At 44.7% G+C, this 25,764-nt stretch carries 21 protein-coding genes and 1 pseudogene; 10 read left to right on the top strand and 12 right to left on the bottom strand.

From position 1 onward, the window contains the following. Window positions 1-593, top strand: a pseudogene (locus tag J7529_RS17635) (hypothetical protein); the annotation flags it as partial. A gap of 235 nt (window positions 594-828) precedes the next feature. Here the strand turns inward: J7529_RS17635 and dnaN are convergent. Genes dnaN through J7529_RS17620 form a run of 3 tightly spaced genes read right to left on the bottom strand, consistent with a single transcriptional unit; the run spans window position 829 to window position 5,449 of the window. After that, window positions 829-1,998: a DNA polymerase III subunit beta gene (dnaN, locus tag J7529_RS17630; RefSeq protein ID WP_318730058.1), complete on the bottom strand. Its 1,170-nt coding sequence runs from the start codon at window positions 1,996-1,998 to the stop codon at window positions 829-831. A 29-nt stretch (window positions 1,999-2,027) separates the two neighbouring features. Continuing rightward, window positions 2,028-3,140, bottom strand: a complete 1,113-nt coding sequence (locus J7529_RS17625) for an ATP-binding protein (protein WP_318730057.1) — start codon at window positions 3,138-3,140, stop codon at window positions 2,028-2,030. Window positions 3,141-3,142: 2 nt separating this feature from the next. Beyond that, on the bottom strand, window positions 3,143-5,449 hold the full coding sequence (locus J7529_RS17620) for a PAS domain S-box protein (protein WP_318730056.1): 2,307 nt from the start codon (window positions 5,447-5,449) through the stop codon (window positions 3,143-3,145). 383 nt (window positions 5,450-5,832) lie between these two features. Between J7529_RS17620 and J7529_RS17615 the strand changes: the two genes are divergently transcribed. Continuing rightward, window positions 5,833-6,891, top strand: coding sequence for a diguanylate cyclase domain-containing protein (locus tag J7529_RS17615; RefSeq protein WP_318730055.1), 1,059 nt, complete (start codon window positions 5,833-5,835; stop codon window positions 6,889-6,891). A 20-nt stretch (window positions 6,892-6,911) separates the two neighbouring features. Here the strand turns inward: J7529_RS17615 and J7529_RS17610 are convergent, their stop codons facing one another. Next, window positions 6,912-8,174 carry an FIST N-terminal domain-containing protein gene (locus tag J7529_RS17610; protein ID WP_271939837.1) on the bottom strand — a complete coding sequence of 421 codons (1,263 nt, stop codon included), beginning with the start codon at window positions 8,172-8,174 and terminating at the stop codon, window positions 6,912-6,914. Window positions 8,175-8,340: 166 nt separating this feature from the next. Between J7529_RS17610 and J7529_RS17605 the strand changes: the two genes are divergently transcribed. The 3 genes from J7529_RS17605 to J7529_RS17595 all read left to right on the top strand — a co-directional run bounded on the left by J7529_RS17605 (window position 8,341) and on the right by J7529_RS17595 (window position 12,178). Next, window positions 8,341-8,577 carry a Calvin cycle protein CP12 gene (locus J7529_RS17605; RefSeq protein WP_271939836.1) on the top strand — a complete coding sequence of 79 codons (237 nt, stop codon included), beginning with the start codon at window positions 8,341-8,343 and terminating at the stop codon, window positions 8,575-8,577. An 89-nt stretch (window positions 8,578-8,666) separates the two neighbouring features. Next, window positions 8,667-9,392, top strand: a complete 726-nt coding sequence (locus J7529_RS17600) for a hypothetical protein (protein WP_318730054.1) — start codon at window positions 8,667-8,669, stop codon at window positions 9,390-9,392. A 290-nt stretch (window positions 9,393-9,682) separates the two neighbouring features. Continuing rightward, window positions 9,683-12,178 carry an HDIG domain-containing metalloprotein gene (locus J7529_RS17595; protein WP_318730053.1) on the top strand — a complete coding sequence of 832 codons (2,496 nt, stop codon included), beginning with the start codon at window positions 9,683-9,685 and terminating at the stop codon, window positions 12,176-12,178. Window positions 12,179-12,278: 100 nt separating this feature from the next. Here J7529_RS17595 and J7529_RS17590 read toward each other — a convergent pair whose 3' ends face one another. The 7 genes from J7529_RS17590 to J7529_RS17560 all read right to left on the bottom strand — a co-directional run bounded on the left by J7529_RS17590 (window position 12,279) and on the right by J7529_RS17560 (window position 20,340). Beyond that, window positions 12,279-12,650, bottom strand: a complete 372-nt coding sequence (locus J7529_RS17590) for a hypothetical protein (protein ID WP_318730052.1) — start codon at window positions 12,648-12,650, stop codon at window positions 12,279-12,281. A gap of 97 nt (window positions 12,651-12,747) precedes the next feature. After that, entirely contained in the window at window positions 12,748-14,184 is a 1,437-nt protein-coding gene (locus J7529_RS17585; RefSeq protein WP_318730051.1) for an alanine/glycine:cation symporter family protein, read from the bottom strand. Window positions 14,185-14,536: 352 nt separating this feature from the next. Further along, window positions 14,537-15,946 (bottom strand): amidase, encoded by a 1,410-nt coding sequence (locus tag J7529_RS17580; protein ID WP_318730050.1) that lies wholly within the window; start codon window positions 15,944-15,946, stop codon window positions 14,537-14,539. Window positions 15,947-16,256: 310 nt separating this feature from the next. Further along, a complete protein-coding gene (gene map, locus J7529_RS17575) occupies window positions 16,257-17,084 on the bottom strand; it encodes a type I methionyl aminopeptidase (RefSeq protein ID WP_318730049.1) in 828 nt (275 codons plus the stop codon). A 440-nt stretch (window positions 17,085-17,524) separates the two neighbouring features. Further along, window positions 17,525-18,385 (bottom strand): prohibitin family protein, encoded by an 861-nt coding sequence (locus tag J7529_RS17570; protein ID WP_318730048.1) that lies wholly within the window; start codon window positions 18,383-18,385, stop codon window positions 17,525-17,527. Between the two features lie 77 nt (window positions 18,386-18,462). Next, window positions 18,463-19,398: a hypothetical protein gene (locus tag J7529_RS17565; RefSeq protein ID WP_318730047.1), complete on the bottom strand. Its 936-nt coding sequence runs from the start codon at window positions 19,396-19,398 to the stop codon at window positions 18,463-18,465. A gap of 108 nt (window positions 19,399-19,506) precedes the next feature. Beyond that, the gene (locus J7529_RS17560) at window positions 19,507-20,340 is read right to left on the bottom strand and encodes a hypothetical protein (protein ID WP_318730046.1); all 834 of its coding nucleotides are present in this window, start codon (window positions 20,338-20,340) and stop codon (window positions 19,507-19,509) included. Window positions 20,341-20,433: 93 nt separating this feature from the next. On the opposite strand from J7529_RS17560, the gene murG reads away from it, so the two are divergent. Next, window positions 20,434-21,492 carry an undecaprenyldiphospho-muramoylpentapeptide beta-N-acetylglucosaminyltransferase gene (gene murG, locus J7529_RS17555; RefSeq protein WP_318730045.1) on the top strand — a complete coding sequence of 353 codons (1,059 nt, stop codon included), beginning with the start codon at window positions 20,434-20,436 and terminating at the stop codon, window positions 21,490-21,492. Here murG and J7529_RS17550 read toward each other — a convergent pair. Next, a complete protein-coding gene (locus J7529_RS17550; protein WP_271939826.1) occupies window positions 21,489-21,689 on the bottom strand; it encodes a hypothetical protein in 201 nt (66 codons plus the stop codon). The genes murG and J7529_RS17550 overlap by 4 nt on opposite strands. Window positions 21,690-22,359: 670 nt before the next feature. Between J7529_RS17550 and J7529_RS17545 the strand changes: the two genes are divergently transcribed. The 4 genes from J7529_RS17545 to J7529_RS17530 are packed head-to-tail and all read left to right on the top strand — an operon-like array spanning window position 22,360 to window position 25,639. Beyond that, complete coding sequence (locus J7529_RS17545; protein WP_271939825.1) at window positions 22,360-23,238, top strand: response regulator; 879 nt, start codon at window positions 22,360-22,362, stop codon at window positions 23,236-23,238. Beyond that, a complete protein-coding gene (locus J7529_RS17540) occupies window positions 23,238-23,540 on the top strand; it encodes a circadian clock KaiB family protein (protein WP_271939824.1) in 303 nt (100 codons plus the stop codon). Before J7529_RS17545 ends, J7529_RS17540 begins: the two co-directional genes overlap by 1 nt. Window positions 23,541-23,582: 42 nt before the next feature. Then, a complete protein-coding gene (gene kaiC / locus J7529_RS17535; protein WP_318730044.1) occupies window positions 23,583-25,118 on the top strand; it encodes a circadian clock protein KaiC in 1,536 nt (511 codons plus the stop codon). 38 nt (window positions 25,119-25,156) lie between these two features. Beyond that, window positions 25,157-25,639 (top strand): hypothetical protein, encoded by a 483-nt coding sequence (locus J7529_RS17530; RefSeq protein WP_271939822.1) that lies wholly within the window; start codon window positions 25,157-25,159, stop codon window positions 25,637-25,639. Window positions 25,640-25,764: the final 125 nt, after the last annotated feature.

Below are 25,764 nucleotides of genomic sequence, written 5' to 3'. Positions count from 1 at the left end.
TGTCTGGTGTAGGTCAAACCATGTCTGGTGTAGGACTGACCACTTCGGGCGTGGGACTGACTACCTCGGGTGTAGGACTAACTACCTCTGGGGTTGGCTTAACTATGTCCGGTGTGGGTCAAACCCTGTCCGGTGTAGGTCAAACCCTGTCTGGAGCCGGTTTAACTATGTCTGGTGTGGGACAAACCCTGTCTGGAGCCGGTTTAACTATGTCTGGTGTGGGACAAACCCTGTCCGGAGCTGGTATGGAAATGCCGACTATGTCTGGTGTACATATGTCTGGAGTAGGCTTCTCTGCCCCTCCTATTCAACCGCGCAAGTTCTGGTTGGTAGCTGATGCAGAACTCATTGTATATGGTGCAACGGAACCTGATGCTACAGTGACCATTGGTGGTAAACCGATTAAACTCAATCCAGATGGAACATTCCGATTCCAGATGTCTTTCCAAGATGGTTTAATTGATTATCCGATTATGGCAGTTGCGGCTGATGGAGTACAAAACCGTTCTGTTCATATGCAATTTACCCGCAAAACCCCTTCTCGTGATACGAATACAAAAGAAGAGGCAGTTTTAGAATGGGTTGAATCGTAAAGATTCTTGCTCTGGTGAGTCAAAAAATTAATTTCCGTTTTTAGTGATACCCGATTTAGCTTTTAAACCGGGTTTTCTTCTGCCAATCATCCAAAACCATACAGCGATTTCTGCTGTCGCGGACCTCAAGAGGTGACAAGGAGGCTTAAGGGTAGAGAGAGCAGAGCAGAAAATGCTGTAATCCACCATACTCCTAGGGTAGGGAGCCATAAGAAACGTTGCCAGGCATCCCCTTTTAACTACGAATTTGAACTGGCATTAATAAACAAGTCATTTGGATCGCACCAAGGGGAGACAAAATCACCGGTTTATCGGCTGTATTGACCTGAATTTTTAACTCTTGGGAAGGAATAGCCTTGAGTGCATCGACCAAATATTTCACATTAAAGGCAATTTGCAAATCTTCTCCGGAAATGGTTGCGGAAATAGACTCCGTTGCTGAACCTACATCCGTTGCTTCGACAGACAGAATGACTTCTTGAGTGTCACCTTGGAGGCTAAACATGATCACATTATTTTTCTGATCAGCGAGAATGGCGATCCGTTCGACTGAGCTTAACAGTTGGCGGCGATCGAGATCAATTTGCCGTTCAAAGACTTGGGGAATGAGTTGTTCATAAGCCGGATATTGGCCGTCTAGGGTGCGACAATTAAGGCGACAAGAGGGAAGTTGAAATACGACTTGACCCTCGTCTACAGTCAAATCTACGCTGATGTCTTCTTTGTGTGAACCAATCATGCGTTCAATTTCCCGCAGAGCGCGACCGGGAACGGTGACTTCAAAGGGAATATTGGACTGAATGGGAGTCACATTTTCTTCTTCATCTTTTTCTGTACTGGTGGTGACAACGGCTAGACGATGACCATCTGTAGCGGCAAATTCTACGCTATCTTCTTTAACGGTTAAATGAACTCCGGTTAAGACTTGTTTGGTTTCGTCTAAGCTGGTTGCAAACAAACAGCCACGCAACCCTTCGAGAATAGCTGCTGAGGGAAGGGTAAGGATTTCGCCAGTGTCAATGATGGGTAAGGCTGGATAGTCTTCAGGGTCAAGTCCTCGGAGTTGATAGCGTCCGCAGGAGCAGGTAATGGTTACATTTGGGTCAAGGGTTTCGCCATCATCAGAGTCAGTCTCTAGGGTGAGATCGCCTGAAGGGAGTCGAGAGATCATGTCATTGAGGAGTTTAGCAGGAAGGGCCAGATCTCCATCTTCTTCTACCGTGGCGGGAAAACGAGCTTGAATACCCAGACTGAGGTCGAAAGCCGTGAGACTCACTTCTTGATTTTGGAGATCGGCAATAAACCGAACGTTACTGAGAATGGGTTGAGAGGGACGCGACGGAATAGCTCGACTCACGAGGGAGAGGTTAGTGCTAAGGTCACTTTGGGTACAGACCAGTTTCATGGATGCAGATCAATATCAGATAGCTCGATCTAGTTTACAGGGACTGGGGGAAGACAGGGGAGAGAAATGATTGCCTTTGTCCCTATTCCTTCTTGAGAGGTGAGACTAATACTTCCCCCATGGCACTCTACAGCATATTTAACAATGGAGAGTCCTAAACCGGTTCCTTTAATCGAGCCAACATTAGAAGCTCGTTCAAATTGGGTAAAGAGTTTGGGTTGATAGTCTGGTGGAAATCCAATCCCTTGATCTTCAATAACAAAGATAACATCCGTGGCTGTCAGGGAGATGTCCAGGATAATGCGTCCCCCATCTGGTGAGTATTTAATGGCGTTGGAGAGTAAGTTCCCTAAAATATGGTAGAGCAATTTAATATCGCAGGAGGCAATAATTTCCGGTGGTGACGCTTGCACGATGATTTGATGCTTCTCAGTGGCGATCGCCTCAAAATTCTGGACAATGGATTCAGTCAATTCCACGACATTGATCAGTTGGGGTTCAAAAGTTATTTTTCCCGCATCCGCTTGATGCAGGGTGAGAATATCTTCGAGCAAGCTATTCATGTTTTTTACTGAAGACTTAATCCAGTCTAAATGCTTCTGTTTTTTTTCTTCCGATAATTTATCGCCATAGTCTTTGAGCATCTCTGCTGATACTTGAATCGTTGTTAAGGGATTTCTCAAATCATGGGATGTAATCGATAAGTAGCGTGATTGTTCTTCACTTTTGGCATGGGCAAGGGCTAAAGATTTACGGAGAATTTGATTTTCTTCCCATTGTTTCAATGCCATTTTCATGGTGGCATACAATTCTCTCTCTTTATAGGGTTTGAGTAAATAACCATAATAATTGGTCTCTTCTGCTCTCGCCAGGGTGTCATCATCAGCATAAGCCGTTAAATAGATAATCGGAATAGACTGAAACTCATTGATTTTTTGAGCGGCTTCAATGCCATCCATATCTCCCTCTAGAACAATATCCATTAAGATCAAATCTGGCTGATTAATTTTGCTATACTGGATAGCTTCTTCTCCAGAAGCGACAATCTCTATGACCGGATAGCCCAGTTTTTTTAATTTTCTAGCCAGTCCTTTAGCAATTAACAATTCATCTTCTACAATTAAGATTTTAAGGTTTCCCATAATTACCACCTCCGAGGATATTTGAGTTCCCAGAATTTCAACCGAATATGAGTTCCTATACCGGGAATTATTTCTGGCTTAGTTTTTAGTTGATCGGCCAAAGTGCAGACCAATTCTAATCCCATGGTATCCACTTGGCGAATATCAAAATTAGCGGGCAATCCAATCCCATTATCTTTTACCTCTATAGTGATGACCCGATCCTCATTTTTTTCTAGTCCTACCCAAATGATCCCTTGATAGTTTTGCGGCTTGTTAGGAAAGGCATGTTTTAGGGCGTTAGAGACTAATTCATTAACAATTAATCCACAAGGATTAGCTGTTTCAACATTCAGGTGAATGGGATTTAAATTTAAGATCAACTCAACCTTTTGTTCTCGACCTTGATAGGAATCCAACAATCCTGCGACTAAAGACTCTAAGTAATCATCCAATTGGACCCGATCTAGATTTGTGGTTCTGTACAATTTCTCATGAATTAATAACATCGAATAAATTCGATTCTGGCTGTCTGACAATATTTTTATTAGACTAGAATTTTCTAGATATTCAGACTGCAATTCTAAGAGGTTAGACACGACCATTAAATTGTTTTTAACCCGATGATGAATCTCCTTGAGTAAAACCTCTTTTTCTCTCAGAGAAGCTTTAAGTTTTTCTTCGGCTTGTTTGCGATCGCTAATTTCTTCAAATACCCAAATATAATAATGATTCTCCCCAGAAGTCTTGCGGACTAAGGAGATCGTGACATGACCCCAAACTATTTTGTTATCCTTACAAATATATTGACTCTCTAGGGTTTCACTGGGATTATCTTCAGTCAATATACGGTCGATAGTGCCCATCAATTTCCCTAAATCTTCTGGAGCAGTAATATCTTCAAACGTTCTTGATAGCATTTCGGGGCGATTATATCCAAGAATATCACAAAATTTCTGATTGACTCGGAAAAAATGCCCATTTAAAGTCACAATTGCCATGCCCACAGCGACCTGCTCAAAAATTGCTCTAAATCGCTCCTCACTTTCCCGCAGCGCTTCCTCTGCTTTTTTGCGTTCAGAAATATCTCGAAAAATCCCACAATTATATTCTTTACCATTAAACTTTAAATAATTCATCCGCACTTCTACGGGAATCGGCACACCACTGCTTGTCCAAAGAATCGATTCACAGGTTAGAGATTTTAACTGACGTAATTCATGCCAACGATCTTGCCAACTTTCAGCAGAATAGAAGGTATCAATTTGATAAAACTTCAGATTTAATAACTCCGATTGCTCATATCCCAATGTTCGACAAGCTGAATCATTCACATAAAACAACTGTGCCTCAGTAGACATCAGGACTACGATATCGCCTAGGCGATTGAGAGTAAATTGAGTTAATCGTAATTGTTCTTCAATTTGCTTACGTTCGGTAACATTTTCATAGGTTCTCAAAATTCCTACTACTTGATCTTTAGCATCATGGAGAGGAATCGTATTGGTATCAATCCATAAACGAGTGCCATCTTCTTTCAGCTTGCTTTCTATTCGATGGTATTCTGGGTGATTGCGATTCATGACTCGACGATCGCCCTGTCGATACCAATCGGCCTCGTCGCGAGTCCAAAACAAATCATAATCCGTTTTCCCCACAATCTCTTCTGGGGTAGATAACCCAGCTAACTGGGCAAAATTCCGATTACAGCCCAAATACATCGAATGTAAATCTTTCCAAACAATAAATTGAGGAATGTTATCCATCACCAATTGCAACAACTGCTTAGAGCGCCTCAATTCCTCCTGAGCGTGGTGGCGATCGCCAATTTCCTGACGCAACTGCTCATTGACTTCCTGTAACTGGGCTGTGCGCTCCTGTACTCGCTGCTCTAACTCAGCATTCAACCGTTGCAGTGCTCCTGTTCTCTGCTCCACAATCATCTCGAGCTGTTCCCGAATATTCTGAAGTCGCAGCTCTGCCTTCTTTCGATCTGTAATTTCCCGTGCTACCCAAACGACCGAAGTCTTAGAAATCGGTGAAATATGACTCGTAAACCATAAATCTCGATTGCCTTGGCGCACACTATACTCAAACGTTACGGGATACTGACGGGCAAGCGATCGCTCAATTTGACTGCGAAAAATCTCAGTTTGGTCTCCATCCCAAAACAACTCCAAAGTCTGATTGACAATATCCCACTGAGGATGGGCGAAAATCATCGGATGGGTCGGAATGACCTCAATTTCCTGAAGATCGGCATCCAAAACCAAAACTACATCCTGCATCGCCTGAAAAATAGAGCGTATCTGCATTTCTTTATCTAACACAACCCTGGATTCTCGAACCCCAGACTCCACGTCTTGCTCTGACTCAAAGTTCTTGCTTACGGATCTTGCAGCTCTCCCCTCACCCCAATAAAGATCCCTACACCTTCTTCGTAGAACTTTATTTTCTGCCTCTAATTCTCGAACCCGATGCTTTAAGCGCTCAAGCTCCTCAACTCGCAACTCATCCACGGGCAATCACTCCCTAGCATGAACTCTCACTCCTTCTATATTGGCATTTTCAGGGCGTGATCGCGCTCACTTACGAGGCTTTAGCTCAGTCACTCACAGAACTTAGGTACTATCACCCTCTTTCCATAGTTCTATCACTGAGAAACTTCAAGGGATGTTCGATAGTAGAATAGTAGAGTTCAAGTGATTCGCAAATGCTATTTTCTATCGATTCCCATCATTCATCCCCAATCAAATTTCCTGTACCTGGCAGCCCCTTTGAATTAATTTCTGGAGGACGGGGCAATCCCTATGCCGCTAATCCTCCCAGGGTATTGGCGATCGCCGCAGATCCTCAACTACGCTCTGAGATCCGTACCCTGATGAGCAATCAAGGCTACGCCGTCACTGAAGTGGATGGAGCAATAGCTGGGTTACGCCTAGCTCAAAAAACGGAGCCAGATATTATTTTATTAGATGGTTCACTCTCCGATGGCGATAGCCTCACCTGTTGTCAACAGTTGCAAACCTTGTGGTATGCCAAAACGACCTCCGAGACTCCAGGGATTTTTATGCTCCATTCCCTAGATGATCCAGATTGGGTCACTCAAGCCTTGAATTTGGGCATTGTCGATATGATTGCTAAACCCATTCATGGCACGCTCCTAGTACAACGGGTGAAACGCTGGTGGGAACAAACTCAAAAGTTTCAGGAACTCACCGATGCCAATCAAGAATTGCAACGGTTAGCAGGTATCGATCGCCTCACCCAGCTAGCAAACCGTCATTACTTTGATGAAACTTTGGAGAGGGAAGTCCGACAAATGAAACGGGCCCAAACTCCATTATCCTTGATTCTGGCAGATGTGGATTATTTTAAGCTCTATAACGATTGCTACGGCCATCTTCAGGGCGATCGCTGCTTACAAGAGATTGCCCAGGGTATTCAGAGAGCCGTCCGTCGTCCCCAAGATTTAGTCGCTCGCTACGGTGGAGAAGAATTTGCAGTGATTCTACCTCAAACCGATGCAATTGGAGCGATCGCTGTAGCCCGAAATATTCGCCACGAAATCAGGCAACTACACATTCCCCATGCTCAATCTGAGGTCAGCGACTATATTACCCTCAGCTTAGGCATTGCCTGTGCCTTTCCAGAAGACAACTGTTCAGCAATACAACTGATTCAAGCGGCTGACCGAGGATTATACCGAGCTAAAGAACAAGGTCGCGATCGCCTGGAAGAATCCGATGAACCCAGTGAGTACTCCTTGTAACTGTGCTGTCTGGCTCCTCTCTAGGGTTGATAGAAAATGGCAAACACAGATGTATATCCATGTAAAAACGTATTACCACCCACTGGGCCAATCTCACCTTGACAGAAAAAACCACTCAGGGGAATCGATGGAAAGTATCTCTGAAATAATCCTGAATCAACATTCGGCTCGTCATACAGTTGTTCTCCTCGCCCCAAACAGGTAAACATTAAAGCACCCACTTTGGAAGGACAACTTGATGACAAGAACAGCTTGCCCCCAGTGTGCTGATCTAATTGCTGCTGGTATCGCTCCAATAGAGTTCGTAACTCTTCTTGGGAGGCTAAAGCATCCCGCAGATGAAATTGAATCCGTTGAGCAATTCGCACCCGTTCGGCGATCGCCAAAGCACCTATCCTGGGATCAATCCCCAACAAATTGCGAATTAAAAAATCCTCCGGTTCCAGCTCAGTCTTAAAACTATCCGTTGCCACGCCTACAAACAGGGAATCTTGGGCCAACTCCCGGTCTTCTTCACTTAAGTTAGCCACAGTTTCGCGTAAAATTTCCAAGGGAACCCCAGTTTTACCGCCCTGAAATCCACTAGCTTCTTCTTCTTGCAATTCTAAAACAATATTACGTTCAGCCTTGGTAATTTGATAAATCGAACCAATGGGACGGCAACCTTGAGCTACAATCGTCTCTACGGCAATGTTGCCACTCAGGGCTAAACCCACGATTCCCTCGCTATAGAGTTCGTAGTTATAAAATAAACTACTGCCTTGATTGACCGGACTTGAACTAGCCAACCCCCCCACTTTCAGACTATGGGGATAGGCAAAATCTAAACCTTGAAGCAAATCATTCAAACCAGGGGACATCGGATCGCCCAAGAGAATCAAATGGGGATGGCGTTCGGGAGATACCCCCACTAACTCCACCCATGGATCGGGAGGGCCATCGAGATCGGGTAATTCTTCGGTATCAATGTAAAAGGCATTGACCTGAATACCCGGCAATCGGGCTAAAGTCAAACTTAAGGCCGCTTGATCTTCAAATTCTTCAGGAGTCTCGCCAGAGACCATCCCAATGATCCCTCCACCTCCACAGCCGATCAACACTCTGGTGTTGAGCTTTTCTTGCAGCAAGGGCATTAAGCGGGAAAATTCGCTGGTAAAGGCAGACGAGATAAAGACTAGCGCAATAGAGGCAGGTTCGGGCATTTGTCGATGGACTGTTTCGACAACTTCAGAGATCGCAGCCTCCAGAGATGGACGGGTAGATAAGGCATTTGCCCATTGCATCTGCTCCAATCTTCGACTCCCCTGTTGTGTAAACCTGTTTTAATATTAAATTAATATGTGCTCTTCGTTCAGATTCGATTGTGAATTGTTAGGATAGTGCAGAAACGGGCCGAGTGGTTTAACGTATCCTTGAAGAACACTTACTGAAAATCTAGAACCCTATCTTATGACGAACAACACCCAATCGAAGATGGAAGAGAAAATTGACCAAGAGTTAACTGAAGCTCGTGCCGTTTGTGATGCACAAGGGGCTAACTCACCTGAATGTGCTGCGGCTTGGGATGCGGTTGAAGAACTGCAAGCAGAAGCTTCTCACCAAAAGCAAGTCAAGCCCAAAACTGGGTTTGAACAATATTGTGATAATAATCCCGATGCGGCTGAATGTCGGATTTATGAGGACTAAACCCTTAGATCTGAGTCTTGGGTAAATCATTATTATGAGGCTGAGTGACCCCTTTCACTCAGCCTTTTCGTTGAAAGGGTTGATTTTTGATGCACATCACCACTCCATTATCTAGCCGCTTTCAGGGTGCACTCTGGGGCGCAGCGATCGCTGATTCTCATTCCCCGATTTCGGATTCTGTTTGGGGAACTTTGGTGGTTCAAGGATGTCAACAGTTTAATCAACAGGGCATGTTAAGGTTCCAGGCGCTGCCCGTTGCCCAGCCTTGGGAAGTAACTGGCTTGATTATACCGATATCCCTGTATTTCCATGAAAACCGAGAGTCCTTGGTGGAAAATTGGCAAGCGATCGCCGACCATTATCAGTTATCTTCAGATTGCCAAATCCTGGGCTTACAGATCGCGATCAGCCTCAGCGCCTTGGTTGAAGGCTCTGTCACTCCGCATCAATTAATCGCTGATGGGCGATCGCACTTAGCCCAGGTTAACCCCAATGCTTTAAGTAACTTGCCCGCTCACTCTGCCCTGCTTCACGGTTTAGAGATCTTTGTACAGAGTTCTGAATCTTTTCCAGGGGCGATCGCCCTAGCCCAGCAAAATCCCCAACAATCCTTCCTGAGCAGTCGTATTGCTGCAACCCTCTGCGGAACTTACCAAACTCGTCTCGGCATTCCCCTACCCTGGCAAATTTTCTTAGCAGAGAAAATTCAAAATTCCAAAACACCTTGGCCCCATGGGATCAAAGCCTTAAATACCCTCAGCGCCCATCTGCTCGCCAGTTGGTCAGGAGCCGATCTAGTCTCCATTAAAAATTAAAAATTTTGGTAATCGATAGTTGGGGATTTTCCCGATCCCCGTATCCCCATCTTTAGAGTGTCTGGAGGATCTCTCCACCCCCGACTCCCGATCCAGGAGCGATCCAGAAAAGATCGGGTCACGCTAAGATAGTCTAGATTGAAAGACACTAAAGATGTGCTAAATTCTCCTAATAACTAGGAAGGAGTAAGCAAAACGAGCTTAAACCAAACCCACTGGAGTATTGTCTTGGCCACAGTTAAATGGGGCCAGATCAAAAACCCTGTAGCCAATTTGAGTTGGGTGCCACAATGAAATCTTTGCAAGCACTGAGTAAACGGGTAGACCAATGGTGGCGAATGTACATCACCAATGCTCCCAAACAATGCCAACCTGGATACAAAGCCTCTTCCCTTTCTGAGAAAACACCAGGGACTGATGTTGCTTATCCACCCCAGAATGTTGCTCGCCAAACATCAGTCAAAAGAATTCCCCCTACGGCTTTTTTCGTGGTTGCCGTTGCTTCAGTGACCAGTTCTTTCGGTTATCGCTTCTACAGCGCGCCCCAACTGCGACCGGGCACTTTAGCTCCAGAAACCATCATTACTCCGCGCACAGAAAAGGTGATTGATGAAAAGGAAACGGAAAATCGGCGAAAATTAATCCGTAGCGGTTCCTATACGGTACTGAAAATTAATTTGGAGTTAAACCAAGAACTTCAGAACACTCTAACGAGTTTATTGGCTCCAGGGGATTATTGGCGGCGGCAAACCGGTGAATTTCCTTATGTGGACGAATTCCTGTTGCCTGTCGAAACGCAGCGCTATTTACGCCAACTCTCGAATAGCCAATGGCAACAAATTCTAGAAATCCTCCAAATGTTTCCTGTAGAAGAAACGGCAGAACAGGAAGCGGAACAACCGTCTAGCACTAATAATTCTCCAGGTGACCTTCAATATCCACTGGTGCTGAATCCCCAACTTCAGGGGGCGATCTCCCAATTGCAAAGTGTGAAACAACAGAGTTCAGCCAGTGACTGGGCAAATCTTGTATTTAAGATTTCTGAGTCCCGGAATAACTATGAATTGGCTGTAGATCAACTGAAGATACAACAGAGCGACAATCGTATCAACTTGTATCCTCCTGCTTTATTTGATTGGAGTGCTGCCACTTGGGAAGAGACCCAAACCGGTGTCAAGCGAAGTCTGGAGCGGATTTTGACCCAAGGTCTGGCTGAAGGTCTGCCAGAGCGACAATTGCAACAGGCGATCGCCCTGCAAGTGCAAGATTTAGTGCCCCCAGAAACACAGAAGTTTGCCTCGGATACGCTCCATACCGTTCTGAAGGGACAACATAATCTCATTCATGATAAAGAAGAAGCCAACCGCTTGGCGGAAAAAGCGGCTGAGGCTTTCCCCCCGATTGAGTATCAGGTGCATGAGGGGGAAATAATTGTCAGTAAAGGGGATAAGATTTCTGACAAACAGTTTGTCCTCATTGACCATTTTGAATTAAGCCAGCGTCAAATTAATTGGGAAGGATTAAGTGCTTATGCTTTGCTGATCGGTGGCTCAGTGACCGTTTTTTGGCTCGTGGCAAGGCGGTTTCATCCGGGAATGCGTCAACGAGACCGAATTCTGATCCTTTTGCTGACCTTAACGTCTCCCTTGTTGGTTAGCCTTAAGTTACCGTCGATCGCCCTATCGGGAATTGGCTTATTGTTGGGAGGCTTTTATGGCTCTAGTATCGCCACGACTGTAGTCGGTTTGACGGCTGCTGTATTGCCAATTGGCATGGATGTGATTTGGAATCAGTGGTTAGCCAGTGCTGCTGGAGGGATCTTAGCTGGAATGATGGCGGGCCGGATGCGATCGCGTGAAGAAGCTTCTGTTTTGGGGATAGGAGTCGGTTTAACCCAAGGGTTTGCCTATTTGGTGGTCACTCTAATTCAAACTGCTATTCCGGGAATTACTTGGCAACCTCTGTTAACTCGTGCTGCTCTGCAAGGGTTGGGAGGATTAGCTTCGAGTATTGCTGCTTTAGGATTGAGTCCCTATCTGGAACATTTGTTTGATTTGGTCACTCCGGTGCGCTTGGCAGAAATTTCTAACCCTAATCGTCCCCTGCTACAACGGTTAGCGGCTGAAGCTCCTGGAACGTTTCAACATACTTTATTTGTTGCCACCCTCGCAGAAGCGGCCACTCGTAACCTGGGGGGCAATTGTGAGCTAGTCCGTGCTGGAACCCTGTACCATGATATTGGTAAGATGCACGATCCCCTCGGATTTATTGAAAATCAAATGGGTGGGCCGAATAAACACGATGAGATTCAAGACCCCTGGAAAAGTGCAGAAATTATTAAGAAGCATGTGAGTGAAGGTTTGGTATTGGCGAAACAGTATCGCCTACCGAAAGCGATACAGGCCTTTATTCCCGAACATCAAGGGTCGATGTTAATTGCCTTTTTCTATTATCAAGCCAAACAAATGGCTGAGGCTGATCCGAGTGTAATTGTGAAGGAAGAGGATTTTCGCTATCCAGGGCCGATTCCCCAATCACGGGAAACGGGTATTGTGATGTTAGCCGATTCTTGTGAAGCTGCCTTGCGATCGCTCAAAGAAGCAACCTATGAAGAGGCTTTAGGGATGGTGAATAAAATTCTCAGAGCGAGATGGCAAGATCATCAGTTGGTTGATTCTGGTTTGAAGCGTGAGGAAATGCCCATAATTGCGGATACGTTTGTTCGTGTTTGGCAACAGTTTAATCATAAGCGCATTGCTTATCCTAAAGGGGCACTACCTAAGTAAGGGAATGGGGAGGCAGCAGGCAATAGGCAATAGGCAATAGGGAATGGGGAGGCAGTAGGCAATAGGGGAAACCTGGTTTATGCTTTTTACTCTTTATTCCTTACTTACTCATTATTCTAAGTTGGAGGAGTTTATCAAGGAGCTTTTCTAAATTCTTCACATCATCGGTCATTAACTCACGCCCCACAGAAACTAATTTACTGCCAATATCAAACCAGATTCTCAGAAACATAAACCCAAAAAATAGAGCCACAATTCTCAGTAAACCTAGAGGAATGCCAATTTGTACTTGATCTCCATTTTTCGTGATGGTGATTTTCCTTATTTCATCTTCACGACCAGCAACGAATTGATAAATCGGGTTAGTGGCAAACTCTAAAACGTAGGGTTCAAGCTTAAACAGAAGCATGAGTAAAACCAGAATCCCCGTGGTAATGAGAAAAATTCCGATATGTTTTTTAGAAATCTCCAAGGGCTGACTCCTGAAAGCGCTATAACGTGCCGTGAGAGGTTAGAGAAGACTAACCTTTCACCACACATTTTATCCAGGATAGCCCATATAAACTGGGCTATGAAAGCTCTGGATCGGCAGCTTCTAGACCACTCGAAGCTATGGCTTCAGAAACCCAGGCTTGGGGGTCAATAGCCAGACTGGCAAAGCGATCGCCGACAAAGACAGGCGTTTGTCCATTTTTTATTTGCAGATCGTAGTCGTCGAGGACAGCAAACCCAACATTAGAGAGCAGCAATAGAGCCGCTAAATTAACTAGGGCTAAGAGTCCCATGGTGACATCTGCAAAGCCAAAGACCGTACCCAAATCTTGCACTGCCCCCCAGATCACTAGGGTCAAGGTCAAAACTCGAAAGACATTGAATAGGGTCTTATTTTCGTTGCTGAAAAAGTTGAGACTATTCTCGCCCAAGTAGTAGTTATAAATGATGGAGGTAAAGGCAAACAGGAATAGAGAAATGGTGATAAAAGCCTGACCCCACCAACCAATATGTTCAGCCATAGCTTGTTGAGTGAGGGTGACCCCTCCTAATGTATCGTTACCCGGTTCATAGACCGAAGAAAGCAAGATCACGAATGCGGTGCAGGAACAGAGGATCAGAGTGTCGATGAAGACGCTGAGAGCTTGGACAATGCCCTGTTCTACGGGATGTTTGACATAGGCGATCGCCGCTACGTTAGGAGCGCTACCTAAACCAGCTTCATTGGAGAATAAGCCGCGCTTGATGCCGTACATGATGGTGGTTCCCACCCCTCCAGCGATCGCTGTTTTCACGCCAAATGCACTCTGCACAATGGTGGTAAATACGGCGGGAATTTGCCCCAAGTTAGTCACAATTACAAAGAGAGCGAGGAGGAAATATCCGATGGCCATAAAGGGAACAACGTACTCCGCAACCTCAGCAATACGCTTTACACCCCCAAAAATAATTATCCCTAGAACTACCATGAGAGCAAAACCAGTGATATTTGGATTTAAACCAAAGGTTTCTTGAAAAGAGGTGGCTACGGTATAGGACTGAACTGCGTTGAACCCAAAGCCAAATGTGACCAGTAAGAGTATAGAAAAGATACTCGCCATCCAAGGCTGTTTCAAACCCCGTTCCATGTAATATGCTGGGCCACCGCGATAGGAACCGTCCGGTTCAGCCGTTTTGAAAACTTGGGCAATCATACATTCAAAAAAGCTAGTGGCCATACCCACTATCCCAATAACCCACATCCAAAAAATTGCACCCGGGCCGCCTAGGGTAATGGCAACAGCAACCCCAGCAATATTGCCCCCTCCAACCCGTCCAGCTACACTCAGGGCAAGGGCTTGAAAGGAACTCAGATGCCCTTCTTCTTTAGTAAAGGTATCTTGGAGATTGCCCAACATCTGTCCAAAATAGCGAAACTGAACAAAGCGCGATCGGATGGAAAAATAAAGACCAATTGGGACTAAAACAACAACTAAAATTTTGCCCCAAATTAAATCATTTAAAAAGCTCAACACGGTTTCATAGCCTCATATTAAACGAACTGAGGAGATCAGATTTAGCCAACAGTGCTAGAACTTTTGAGAGCATGAAAGCACAAAAAATTAGGGTGATAGCCCGTAAGGTGACTGACTCAACCCCAAGATGCATTCTATGCGATAACACTTAGATTAAAATGATCTACTTTCTGTCAATATTTTGTAGACCTTAACTTGAAATAGAGGGCATAACTGTATCCAGGTCTACAATTGGATTTGCACTTTTATCCTCTTCTGAAACCGAAACGTAATTCCTAAAACGATTTTATAGATGGGTTAACGTTAACACTCTGCCCTTCCTGATGACCTATGACCAGCAGCCGATCAATGACTAAGAATCCATTTTAAGATCGGGTATGCGATACTGACCCCAGTTGTAGATCTCCTCTAACTGAGCAGCTAAAGATAAGAGTGTCGCTTCTGCGCCTGGTTTGCCCACCAGTTGCACGCTCAAGGGTAAACCCCGATCGCCAAATCCAACAGGAAGAGCGATCGCCGGTTGTCCCGTCGCATTAAATGGGGGGCAGGGAGCGACCCAATGGCTGACCTTTTCAAAGATTTGAGTGGGGTCTAAACCTGCCCATTCTCCAACTTTAATGGGCTGATGAAGATAAACGGGCAACAATAAGACATCATAGTCATCCCAAAATCCTACTATCCGGCGGCTAATTCTCTGCATTTCCCTCACGGCTTGCAGATATTGCCCAGCGTTAACGGTGCGAGAGGCTAACCATTGATTGATCGGCTCTAACAGTTCCAGAGGTAAACCAGAAGCCGCTACTCCAGACTGCCAAATCGTTGTAAAGGATTCTGGTAGATCGGCAACTAGAGGACATGCTTCTTCCACATGATGACCGAGATCGGCTAATACCTTGGCGGTATCGGTGACCGCTTGTTGATATTCTGGACTGGCTTGACCAAAATCAGATAAGTTCGGGCTAAAGGCGATCCGCAGGGAAGAGGAGGGGGTTTGGTAGTTTTGGGCAAAGGGAATGGAAGGCTCGGGGAACCAATAGGGGTCTCCGGTGACATAACCGGCCATGGCATCGAGTAAGGCGGCCGTATCGGCAATATTGCGGGCCAAAACACCATTGGTTCCTAAACCGTGGAGACTATCACCTATAGGAGCGGAGGAAATCCTCCCTCGCGAGGGTTTTAAACCCACCACTCCACAACAGGCGGCTGGCCCCCGTACTGAACCCCCACCATCCGATCCATGGGCAATGGGACATAGGCCAGCAGCTAGGGCAGAGGAAGCGCCCCCACTGGAGCCTCCGGAGGTATAGTCTAAGTTCCAGGGGTTGCGGGTAGGCAGAAAACCAGGGGGTTCGGTAAAGGGCATGGAACCGAGTTGGGAGGTGGCAGTTTTACCGAGGAGAATAAATCCAGCTTGCCGTAGTTTGGTGACAACACCATCATCTTCGGTAGCCATTTCGTTTTTTAAGCTAGCGACTCCAAAGCAACAGCGCACGTCTTTAACTCGTTTGAGGTCTTTAACGGAGATGGGAACGCCGAAGAATGGGGGCAGATCGGTGGAGTTTTGGGCTAGGCTTTCGGTTTTGGCTTTGGCATCGGCGATCGCCTCTTCTGCCATGATGGTAAAGTAGCTACCCAGTTGGCCGTCATAAGTGGCGATGCGGTCTAGATAGAGTTCGACTAATTCTAGGGGAGAAATTTGTTTGCTGCGGATCAGTTGGGCTTGTTCTGTGGCTGGGGTAAAGGCGAGGTCGGTTGAGTTCATTATGATTAGGGTTAAGATCTCGATGAGAACACTCTTTATTATGAAAAGGAGTTTCGGTTATTGCGGCGATCGCTTGGCCAGTTTGCCAATTGTCCCTTTCTTTGATGACATCCAGTTTTTATTTTATCCGGAGCGAGGTTTTATCTAGGGGAACAGAAGTTAATAGATGCACCCTGATTCCTATCTCGCCCCCAGTTCTTAACAACTGGGGGTTTTTTATGGGAAATAGGCAATAGCCGGTACTGCATTAAGGTCTAATATCAAATCCTTAAATGTTTGTGACTTACTCTCTGTGTTATCCTTCCATACCCTACAACAGGGTGCGATCGGTGAGAATTTCGTAACCGTCCTGGGTCACCAAAACTGTATGCTCAAATTGGGCAGACAGGGTATTATCTACAGTCACGACAGTCCATTGGTCGGGTAAAACACGAGTCACTTTTGAACCGGCATTGATAATCGGTTCGATCGCTAATGTCATTCCTGGACGCAGTTTCACATTGGGTAGGGCATCGGTGCGAAAGTGAAATACCGCGGGTTCTTCATGCAAGTTTCGCCCCACCCCATGACCCGTATAATTTTCAACTATTTTATAGCCATGAGGTCTTACATAATCTTCAATTCCACCGGCAATATCTAGCAGCGAGTTCCCCGGTTTTACTTGTTTTATGCCTTCATAGAGAGCTTGTTCTGCGACTTCCATCAGTTTTTGGGTTGAGTCTGGAATTTTACCCATGAAAATCGTAATACACGAATCACCGTGATAACCCTGATAATAAGCGCCCGTATCTACTTTCAGCAAATCCCCCAATTTTAGGACTTGTTTACGGGAGGGAATGCCATGAACAACTTGATGATTAACCGAGGCACAAATTGAAGCCGGAAAGCCATGATATCCCTTAAAACTTGGTGTTGCACCCATCTGGCGAATCCGTTGTTCTGCATAGGCATCGAGATCGGCAGTGGTCATCCCCGGTTCAGCAATTTCAGCAATTTCTTTGAGAACCGTCGCCACAATTTTTCCACTGGTTCGCATGATCTCGATTTCGGGTTCTGACTTGATTTCGATACCTCGATTCCGTTGACCGAAAAGCGGTTTCATTACAGGTTGAGAGAAGAGTTTAGCAAAAATATTCATGTTCGTTGTTCGTAACCCAATTGAAAACAAAAACCTAACAATATAAAGAGAATGCAACGCATATATAGCGCTTCACGCTAGACAATAGGCAATAGCTTGTATGGCTTATGTTCTAAAGTTTCAAGCTGTACCTCATAGAAGAGAGAAACGCTATAGCAGTTTTTGCTGTTGTGTGGTCGGTCTTTATCTCCCCAACCCCCCCCGTAAAAGTCCCCCGAAGATCGGGGGATTGAGGGAGATTTTTCTGCCTGTACCTCATGAAGCAAGCAAAGCGCTGTAACACTTTTCAAGGGTGAGTTTTAATGGATTATAGTCAATTCAAATAACAGTGAGACATTTTTGTAGGGGCGAAAAATTTTTCGCCCCTACATATACCGTCATTGTAGACTCTCTTAGAGTGTCTCAGTGTTAATTGAATTAACTATAAAATTCTAGAAGGCTTACTGAACATCTGCCGTTTGTTCCAGATTACCGAGATTAAACAAAAACGGGATACCCGAATTCGATTCACCTCCAGTGACTAAAACTTTAGGCATTTGTGCCCCTCCTTCTCTCCAAGCTTCGATCGCCTCTTTTTGCAGTACTAATGTACCTCCTTGGGCCCTTAATGTCTCTGCTAATAACCGTTGAGCTTCGGCTTTCCCTTTCGCCCGGTTAACATCCGCTTGGGCTTCTTGTTCAGCTTCTTGGGCAATATAAATCGCTCGTTGCGCCCGTTGTTCGGCAATTTGTTTTTCTTCTACTGCACGGGCAAATTCAGCAGAAAAGGCCAGGTCAATGACACTGGTATCGAGGACAATAATGCCATATTTTTCTAGTCTCTGATCCAAGGCGATATCAAAATCGTGCTTTAATTCTGTCCGTTTGGTAATCGACTCTTCTACGGTTCGCACTGCTGCCGCAATTTTAAACGATTCCTGGGTTTGGGGAGCAATCACTTTAGAAACCAAATTTTGTAGGGTTCCTTGGGTGCGGCGAATGTCCACCACTTTTAGAGGATCGAGGCGAAAGTTAATGGCAAAACTAGCGCTTAATTCTTGTAAATCACGGGTGGAACTTTGGGCCGGAACTTCAAATTTTTGTACGGTGACATCATAAACATCAACGTTGGAAATTAAAGGAGGTTTGAAGTGAATCCCTTCTAGAAGTGCCCCATCTCTGGCTTTCCCTAAAATACTTAAAACCCCAGCCTGACCGGGATTGATAATCACAAAGCTGTTTGCACCAATTAAAATGATCAATGCTGCAATAATGCCAAACAGAATTCCGGATACGCCAATGTCTGATTGACTTCTGGTCATGATAACTTCCTCATAATCTAGAGTCTTGCCTCGATTATCTTACAGCGCTTTCTGCTCTATTGTTAATGATTAAATTGTTAATTATTTTCTGGATAAACAATCTCGCCCTGACTATCGGTGCGATACACCCAACTGCGACGAGAATTTTTCACGACTACACGCCATCCGTCTAGCTCTCCTTCTTCACACTCACTATTCCAAAAGGGCAGTCCTAAACAGTTATCTGACCAAATCTCAGGTGTAGCGTTTACGATCTCTATTGTACGCAGGGGGAGTCGTCGGCGACGAGCCAAATCTTTTAAAACGGCTTGTCTAACAGATTCCGGTAATCTTTCAAGTTCAGGAGTTCCAGCAGAGGATTGATCGATCGCTTGCCGGATAATCGAGCCATCTCGATTGGTACGATAGTCCCAAGTTTGATTTAGAGTATCACTAATGACCGTGATTTGCCAACCCGGAATGGCGATCGCGGTGCAATTATTGCCTCCTAACCCTAAACAAGTATCCGGCCAAGTTTGGGGTATGGCTTGTTGAAAGGCTAAAGAATCAATGGGCTGTTGGGATTCTTCAGCAACTGTTTTTAAGACCATATCCTGTAAAAATAGGGGGAAAGCAATTTCTTGGGGCGTGGTTTCGAGTCGCCGAATCTGTCCTTGAACATCACTACGATACCCCCAACTGCGAGACCCATCAGACAGCACAATACGCCATCCAGGAATGATTTGTTGAGCGCAAAATTCCCCAGGAAGGGCTAATCCTAGACAGCTATCCGGCCATTGTTGGCGACTCCCTTGAACCAAGGAGAGGCGATCGGGATGTATGCCTAATTCAATGCTAAGATCCCAACGAACGGCATCCACTAAAAATTGTGGAACAGTTTGAACTTCACTAGAATTAATGGGGATATCCTGAGCGAGTACAGGTATAAGTAATGCTTGGTCTGTTAACGTGGGATTAACCCCAATTAAACTAGCAAATACTATCCCCCATACATCAACTTTGAACTGAGACATAGATATTAAGCGTTTCACGCTGGTAATTGGTAATTGGTAATTGGCAATTGGCTCATTCCCCCAGTCCCCCATTTTCCCACCCTTCAACCCATTATTAAGGATTAATTGTTAATTTTGCATTGACTTTACGACTCGTAAACGTTGAGTAATCATGGTAATGCCATCCCCACGAACTAAGACTGCTGAAATCCATCTGGGTTCGGGAATAACGGGGGCAGTCCCTAATTTGAATAAACCGCCAGCCGAGAGTAACTCCAAATCGATGGATTCTGATTCCAGATAATTATCTGCACTGACGGGTTCTTCTAGGACTGCTCCTAAGAGAACATTATTTCCCAACGGTTCTTGAACGATCGCATCTAACGTAAAGCGCTGTCCAATTAAAACCTGTTCCGGTAGTTGAAAATCAACGGTAGGTGGATTTTCTCCAGCCGTTAAAATGGTGCGTTCTGAGAGGATTTCCTGGGAGACTAGCTTTTGATTTTCTAACCGTTGTCGCGATCGAATTTCAGATTGCATATCCATCGATCGCCCCATCATCATTTTCTTCCCTTGTATGGTGGTTACCGTTTCGGCGATCCAAGCATTTCCTTCCTGTTCCCAAGATTCGATGTTGGTGCTGTAGCGAATCTGGCTATACTCTTGCCAAAATCCTGATAACACTTCTGCCAGGCTAGAGTGGGTTAAGCCATCCTCACTCTCGAACTGGCGATCGTAAAAGGATAAAACCCCTTGCAGATTCTGTTGACTGGCATTACTGTCGATTTGCTCGATCACCTGTTTTAACTCGTTGGGTACCGTTTCAGCAGCTCGTACTCCGAGGTTGCCCCCAGTACTGGCGATCGATATACTCAACAGCAGGGTAGCCCAAAGGCGACTACCGGGTAATGTCGCCCTTCGTCTCTGGTGACTGGAAACCGAATTTATCATCTTATCGCTCATTTATTTACCAATTCAATACTTACTGAACCCGCTATGGGAAAATAATCATTACTATAACTCTAGAGTACCTGATTCATATCCTATAGCCCTTTCATGTCTGATTCACCCTTAAGACTCTTAATTGCCGCTAGTGGAACCGGTGGGCATTTATTTCCCGCGCTGGCTGTTGCTGGGCAACTTCAGAACTGCCATATTGAATGGTTGGGCGTTCCCAACCGTTTGGAAACTCAGTTAGTCCCTAGTCAATATCCCCTACATACAATCGCCGTTGAAGGCTTTCAAGGAGGCTTGAGTTTCAAGAGTCTGAGAGTGTTACAAGGGTTGGTAAGTTCCATTGGAGTCTGTCGTCGGTTATTGAAAACGGGGCAATTTCAAGGAGTTTTTACCACAGGGGGTTATATTGCTGCTCCTGTGATTATTGCCGCGCGATCGCTCGGTTTACCCGTTATCCTCCATGAGTCTAACGCCTTACCGGGTAAAGTGACGCGGTTTCTAGCTCCCTGGTGTACGAACGTCGCTGTAGGATTTGAAGATGCTAAAAAATATCTTAAAAAAGCCAATGTCCTCTCTATGGGGACTCCCGTTCGTGCTGATTTTCTCAATCCCCAACCCTTAACTTTAGATATTCCTGAAGATTCGCCTGTAATTGTTGTAATGGGTGGATCTCAAGGGGCAGTTTCAGTGAATCAACGGGTGCGCGAAGCGGTGCAAGACTGGTTAGATCGGGGGGTAGTGGTGGTACATTTAACTGGAAATAACGATCCTCAAGCTCAGGATATTCAGCATCCGCACTATTTAGTCCTACCTTTTTACGAAAATATGGGCGCTTTGCTCCATCGAGCTACCTTAGTCATTAGTCGCGCTGGAGCAGGGACATTGACGGAATTGGCGATCGCCAAAACTCCGGCACTACTGATTCCCTATCCTTACGCTGCCGACGATCATCAAACCTATAACGCCCAGATTTTCGTCCAAGCGGGAGCAGCTCAAGTCTTTGAGCAAACACAACTCACGGCTGAAACTTTAAAGCAAACCGTCTCTCAATTACTCCAATCTCCAGAAACCCTAGAGAAGATGGCAGAAGCGATGGGTTCCCTTGCTGTACGCGACAGTGCCGAGCAGTTAGCCCAATTGATCATTAAGATGATTTAGTGAATGACTCCAACCAAAAACCGTTCGCGAGCTTCCTGCTTCACTTGTCCGTTCATAATCGCGAATTGCAATTGCATGAACGCTCGAAAGTCTTCCACATCGTACTTGTGGCTGAGGTTAGTTCGTAGTTGTTCTTCAGCTTCCACGCTCAGATAGCCCAGAGTTAGACTTTGGTTAACAATCTCTCGAATTAACATAAGACGCTTGACTCCTTTAATGGTAGATGACCTGATGGCTGTGTGTTCCCTTAACTAACCTGCCATCAATGTATTGGCTTTAGGTTTTATTAAGATTTGATCATGATAACCGTAAATTCACCAAATGTGCTAGTTTCCCCTAAACTTTCTGAGATTTTTGGAGGATTCACTTCACATAAATACACGTAATTGTATTGAAAACCTACGGACTGAGAGTTCCAGGTTCCGCAAAGCCCCGTAAATCGTAACAAAGCTTCATGAATATATGTTAAGACACCTGTCTAACACCTACCGATTACCACGGATTGCCTAATCGTATATCAGAGAAGGGGAGCGTTATATCAAATCCTTAGATGTTTGCGATAGAGGATCGACACTGCAAACACGGAGATTGATGCGCATTACTTGACTTCGGGTTCACTGGAGTGGCTGTTTTGGATTTAAGTGGCGATCGAGGCAACGAATTGACTATACTTATGCTCATCCTATTGTATAGGTGTTATATTATAGTACGAGCTAAATCCATTGATAAAATCCGAAAAAATATTTACATTGACAGGAAAGCCATCATAATCTGGGGGGAATTCTTGGAAAACTCAAATCAAACTATACATTTCTTCATGGGTTTAATCTTATCTATCTCTGAATTGTGGGTATAGAAGGTTCAGTTATGATACTTTATCGAGTTTTATTGGTCACCAATAAGACAGAAGATTATACTCAAGTCGATCGGTTGTTGAATGAGGCTCCCAGTTCGGCCATATGGGGTCTTGAGTTTCAAATAGAGTTTTATCATAACTTAGAAGACGCGATCGCCCAGCTCTCAGAACAACACTTTGATGTTCTGTTAATCTCTCTCAATTCCCCAGATAGTCAAGCTATGGAAACCCTACAGGACTCTCAACAGGAATTTCCCTACCTTGCCACTGTGGTATTTACGGAAAACAGAGATGAAACTCTGCGGGTTCAATGTTTACAATTGGGGGCACAGGGATATTTAATCAAAGATCAAATCGATAGTAAGCTCTTAGTCTATTCCCTACGATTAGCGATCGAGCAAAAACGCCAACTCCAAGTTTTACAGCAAAATCAATTAAAACGACTTCAAGAACAAGAAATATTGGGACTCAGACATATCGCTGATACAGGCCAAACCCAGATCACTGCTAAACTTTTTGGATTATACCTGTTACGAGAATCGTCACCCGAAATTTTTCAAGAAATTGTGCAAGAATATGGAGAGTTAATGGACTTGTCTATGGAACAAAGGGCTTATAGAGTTGAACATAACATTTCTGAGAAACTGCGAAATATGGGAGAACAGCTAGGATTCTTAAAAGCCTCTCCTCGAGATGTGGTTGATATTCATACTCAAGTTTTGAAAGAGAAAACCCAACAAACCAATCCCGTCAAAGCGCAAGCCTATGTTTCAGAAGGACGATTAATGGTTTTAGAATTAATGGGTTACTTAGCCTCTTACTATCGGAAGTACTTTATTGGCTTAAGTAAGTTAAACGTCACCAAAAATTACCAAAACTTGAAACCGTAATGCACTACTATTTACTCAAACTCTATATTACTGGGAATACGCCGAAATCTCAACGAGCGATCGCCAATCTTATAGAGATTTGTAATACTCAACTCGAAGATCAATATGAACTGAAAATAATTGATGTTTTAGAAGAACCCGAATTGGCAGAAATGGAACGAATATTAGTTACTCCTACCCTGATTAAGCAACTGCCCCAACCCATTCAAAGGATTATTGGCGATCTGTCCAATGCTGATACAGTTCTTTTAGGACTAGATTTGATTCCAGAGAAGAGGGACAATAATAGAAAAGAATCCTGAGATTCTTTTCTATTACATCCTTAATTAATCAAACTACCGTTAATGACTGTAGACAACTATCCAGACTCAGATGCAATTGAGAAGCTTGAAACCGGTATTCCCGGATTTGACTTTCTGTCCCAAGGAGGGCTACCAAAAAATCGGGCCACCCTTGTGGTGGGAACAGCAGGGAGTGCAAAAACCGTATTTGCCACCCAATTTCTCGCCGAAGGGATTAAACGGGGAGACAACGGTATATTTATTACCTTTGAAGAACCCCCAAAAGCAATCCGTAAGAATATGCGCGGGTTTGGTTGGAAAATTCAGCAATGGGAAGAAAACCGTCAATGGGCCTTTGTCGATGCCTCTCCCCAACCCGGAGATAAACCCATTGTCAGTGGGGAATACGATCTCGGTGCATTATTAGCCCGGATCGAGTTTTCCATCCGTAAATATAAAGCCAAAAGAGTATCAATGGACTCTTTGGGAGCGATCTTTTCCCACTTAAGTGATAATGCACAAGTTCGCAGTGACTTGTTTAAGATTGCTTCTGTGTTGCGAGAGTTAGAAGTGACTTCGATTCTGACTGCCGAGCGCACGTCAGAATATGGTGAAATTAGTCGCTATGGTGTAGAAGAATTTGTAGCTGATAATGTGGTCATTCTCCGCAATGTTCTGTCTGAGGAAAAACGCCGCCGTACCATTGAAATCCTCAAGTATCGAGGAACAGAACACCAGAATGGGGAATTCCCATTTACGATCATTCCCAGACAAGGAATTACGATTATTCCCCTATCAGCGATTGAACTGGAACAACGCTCTTCTAATATTCGTATTACCTCCGGTAGTCCGGAACTCGATCGTATGTGCGGAGGTGGATTTTTCCGCGATTCAATTATCCTGGTTTCTGGAGCAACGGGAACCGGTAAGACCTTAATGGTCACTGAATTTATGGTTGGTGGCTTTCAGAATAATGAGCGCTGTCTCTTATTTGCTTTTGAAGAAAGTCGTGAACAACTGTATCGCAATGCCATCGGATGGGGAGTTGACTTCCAGAAAATGGAGCAAGAAGGACTCCTCCGAGTGGTCTGTCGCTATCCAGAAACTACAGGTTTAGATAATCATCTGATCCAGATGAAAGCAACAATTGAAGAATTTCAGCCTAATCGAGTCGCCGTTGATAGTCTTTCTGCTCTAGAGCGGGTCTCTAGCTTGAAAGGATTTCGGGAATTTATTATTGGATTGACCTCCTTTATTAAAAAACAAGAGGTCGCTGGATTATTTACTTCAACGACCCCCACTTTAGTGGGAGGAACTTCGATCACGGAAGCGCATATTTCCACGATTACAGATTCCATTATTTTATTGAGATATGTGGAAATGTATGGAGAAATGCGACGGGGACTGACCGTCTTAAAAATGCGCGGGTCGATGCATGATAAAGATATTCGTGAATTTTCTATTGATGGGGAAGGAATGCATATTGGTAGACCCTTCCGCAATGTAACTGGTATTTTAGCAGGAAATCCCATGTATATCGCTCAAAGTGAAGTCGATCGCCTCACGGGTTTATTCGATCAAGGGATTGATTTTAGCTAAATACTCAACCTCATGAACTATCGTAGAAGATTGTTATTATGACTACTCCCAATCAATCGGAACAAGACCGTCAAATCGAACAGGATGCTCGTGCTGGACACGAGTTTTCCTTAGCCGAACTCATCGGTCGAGAAGGGGGAGATTTTTTAAAAGGAGAATCTCCCATTCCTAAATTAGTCCAAGCGTCCACTGAAATTAATCGCTTTATTGTTAATCATTTATCTGATTCATCCGGCTGTTTGCAATCGGTTTTACAAACCTGGGTCACCCTGGATGAAGCAAAAGTGAGTCAACATTTAGACGATCCATTACGTGCTCTTGAGGAGATGATTATCTCTATTTTAGAGAATGAACAGTTACTGTATGAATTGGTCAAGCAAGTAGATTTTCGTTGGGGTCAACTGTATCAAGAAAAACCCTATTTTCAACAACCCGGCCAACCGGCTCACCCGGATGATGAATATACCCATGAATCAGTCTATGAAAGCCTGAGTGAGTTCTTGCACTGTGTCAGGCAATAGGTAATGTAAGGAAACCGGGTTTTCTTCTTTCCTTTCGAGTCTATTGACTGAAAGATTAGACTTTCTTCGTTTCTCTGGACAAATTCCCCCTAGACTTGCGATTATGCAAGGGTGATCCGCGATCG

This window comes from Roseofilum sp. Guam, from assembly GCF_017746735.1.
Taxonomy (GTDB): Bacteria; Cyanobacteriota; Cyanobacteriia; order Cyanobacteriales; family Desertifilaceae; genus Roseofilum; species Roseofilum reptotaenium.
Note: the sequence above shows the minus strand (reverse complement) of the source record. Positions and strands in the feature narration are given on the sequence as shown.

Bases quoted from the DNA above. Each gene is read 5' to 3' on its own strand.
- dnaN (WP_318730058.1), bottom strand. From the start codon at position 1,998: ATGAAACTGGTCTGTACCCAAAGTGACCTTAGCACTAACCTCTCCCTC.
- J7529_RS17625 (WP_318730057.1), bottom strand. From the start codon at position 3,140: ATGGGAAACCTTAAAATCTTAATTGTAGAAGATGAATTGTTAATTGCT.
- J7529_RS17615 (WP_318730055.1), top strand. From the start codon at position 5,833: ATGCTATTTTCTATCGATTCCCATCATTCATCCCCAATCAAATTTCCT.
- J7529_RS17610 (WP_271939837.1), bottom strand. From the start codon at position 8,174: ATGCAATGGGCAAATGCCTTATCTACCCGTCCATCTCTGGAGGCTGCG.
- J7529_RS17605 (WP_271939836.1), top strand. From the start codon at position 8,341: ATGACGAACAACACCCAATCGAAGATGGAAGAGAAAATTGACCAAGAG.
- J7529_RS17600 (WP_318730054.1), top strand. From the start codon at position 8,667: ATGCACATCACCACTCCATTATCTAGCCGCTTTCAGGGTGCACTCTGG.
- J7529_RS17595 (WP_318730053.1), top strand. From the start codon at position 9,683: ATGAAATCTTTGCAAGCACTGAGTAAACGGGTAGACCAATGGTGGCGA.
- J7529_RS17580 (WP_318730050.1), bottom strand. From the start codon at position 15,946: ATGAACTCAACCGACCTCGCCTTTACCCCAGCCACAGAACAAGCCCAA.
- map (WP_318730049.1), bottom strand. From the start codon at position 17,084: ATGAATATTTTTGCTAAACTCTTCTCTCAACCTGTAATGAAACCGCTT.
- J7529_RS17570 (WP_318730048.1), bottom strand. From the start codon at position 18,385: ATGACCAGAAGTCAATCAGACATTGGCGTATCCGGAATTCTGTTTGGC.
- J7529_RS17565 (WP_318730047.1), bottom strand. From the start codon at position 19,398: ATGTCTCAGTTCAAAGTTGATGTATGGGGGATAGTATTTGCTAGTTTA.
- J7529_RS17560 (WP_318730046.1), bottom strand. From the start codon at position 20,340: ATGAGCGATAAGATGATAAATTCGGTTTCCAGTCACCAGAGACGAAGG.
- murG (WP_318730045.1), top strand. From the start codon at position 20,434: ATGTCTGATTCACCCTTAAGACTCTTAATTGCCGCTAGTGGAACCGGT.
- J7529_RS17550 (WP_271939826.1), bottom strand. From the start codon at position 21,689: ATGTTAATTCGAGAGATTGTTAACCAAAGTCTAACTCTGGGCTATCTG.
- J7529_RS17545 (WP_271939825.1), top strand. From the start codon at position 22,360: ATGATACTTTATCGAGTTTTATTGGTCACCAATAAGACAGAAGATTAT.
- J7529_RS17540 (WP_271939824.1), top strand. From the start codon at position 23,238: ATGCACTACTATTTACTCAAACTCTATATTACTGGGAATACGCCGAAA.
- kaiC (WP_318730044.1), top strand. From the start codon at position 23,583: ATGACTGTAGACAACTATCCAGACTCAGATGCAATTGAGAAGCTTGAA.
- J7529_RS17530 (WP_271939822.1), top strand. From the start codon at position 25,157: ATGACTACTCCCAATCAATCGGAACAAGACCGTCAAATCGAACAGGAT.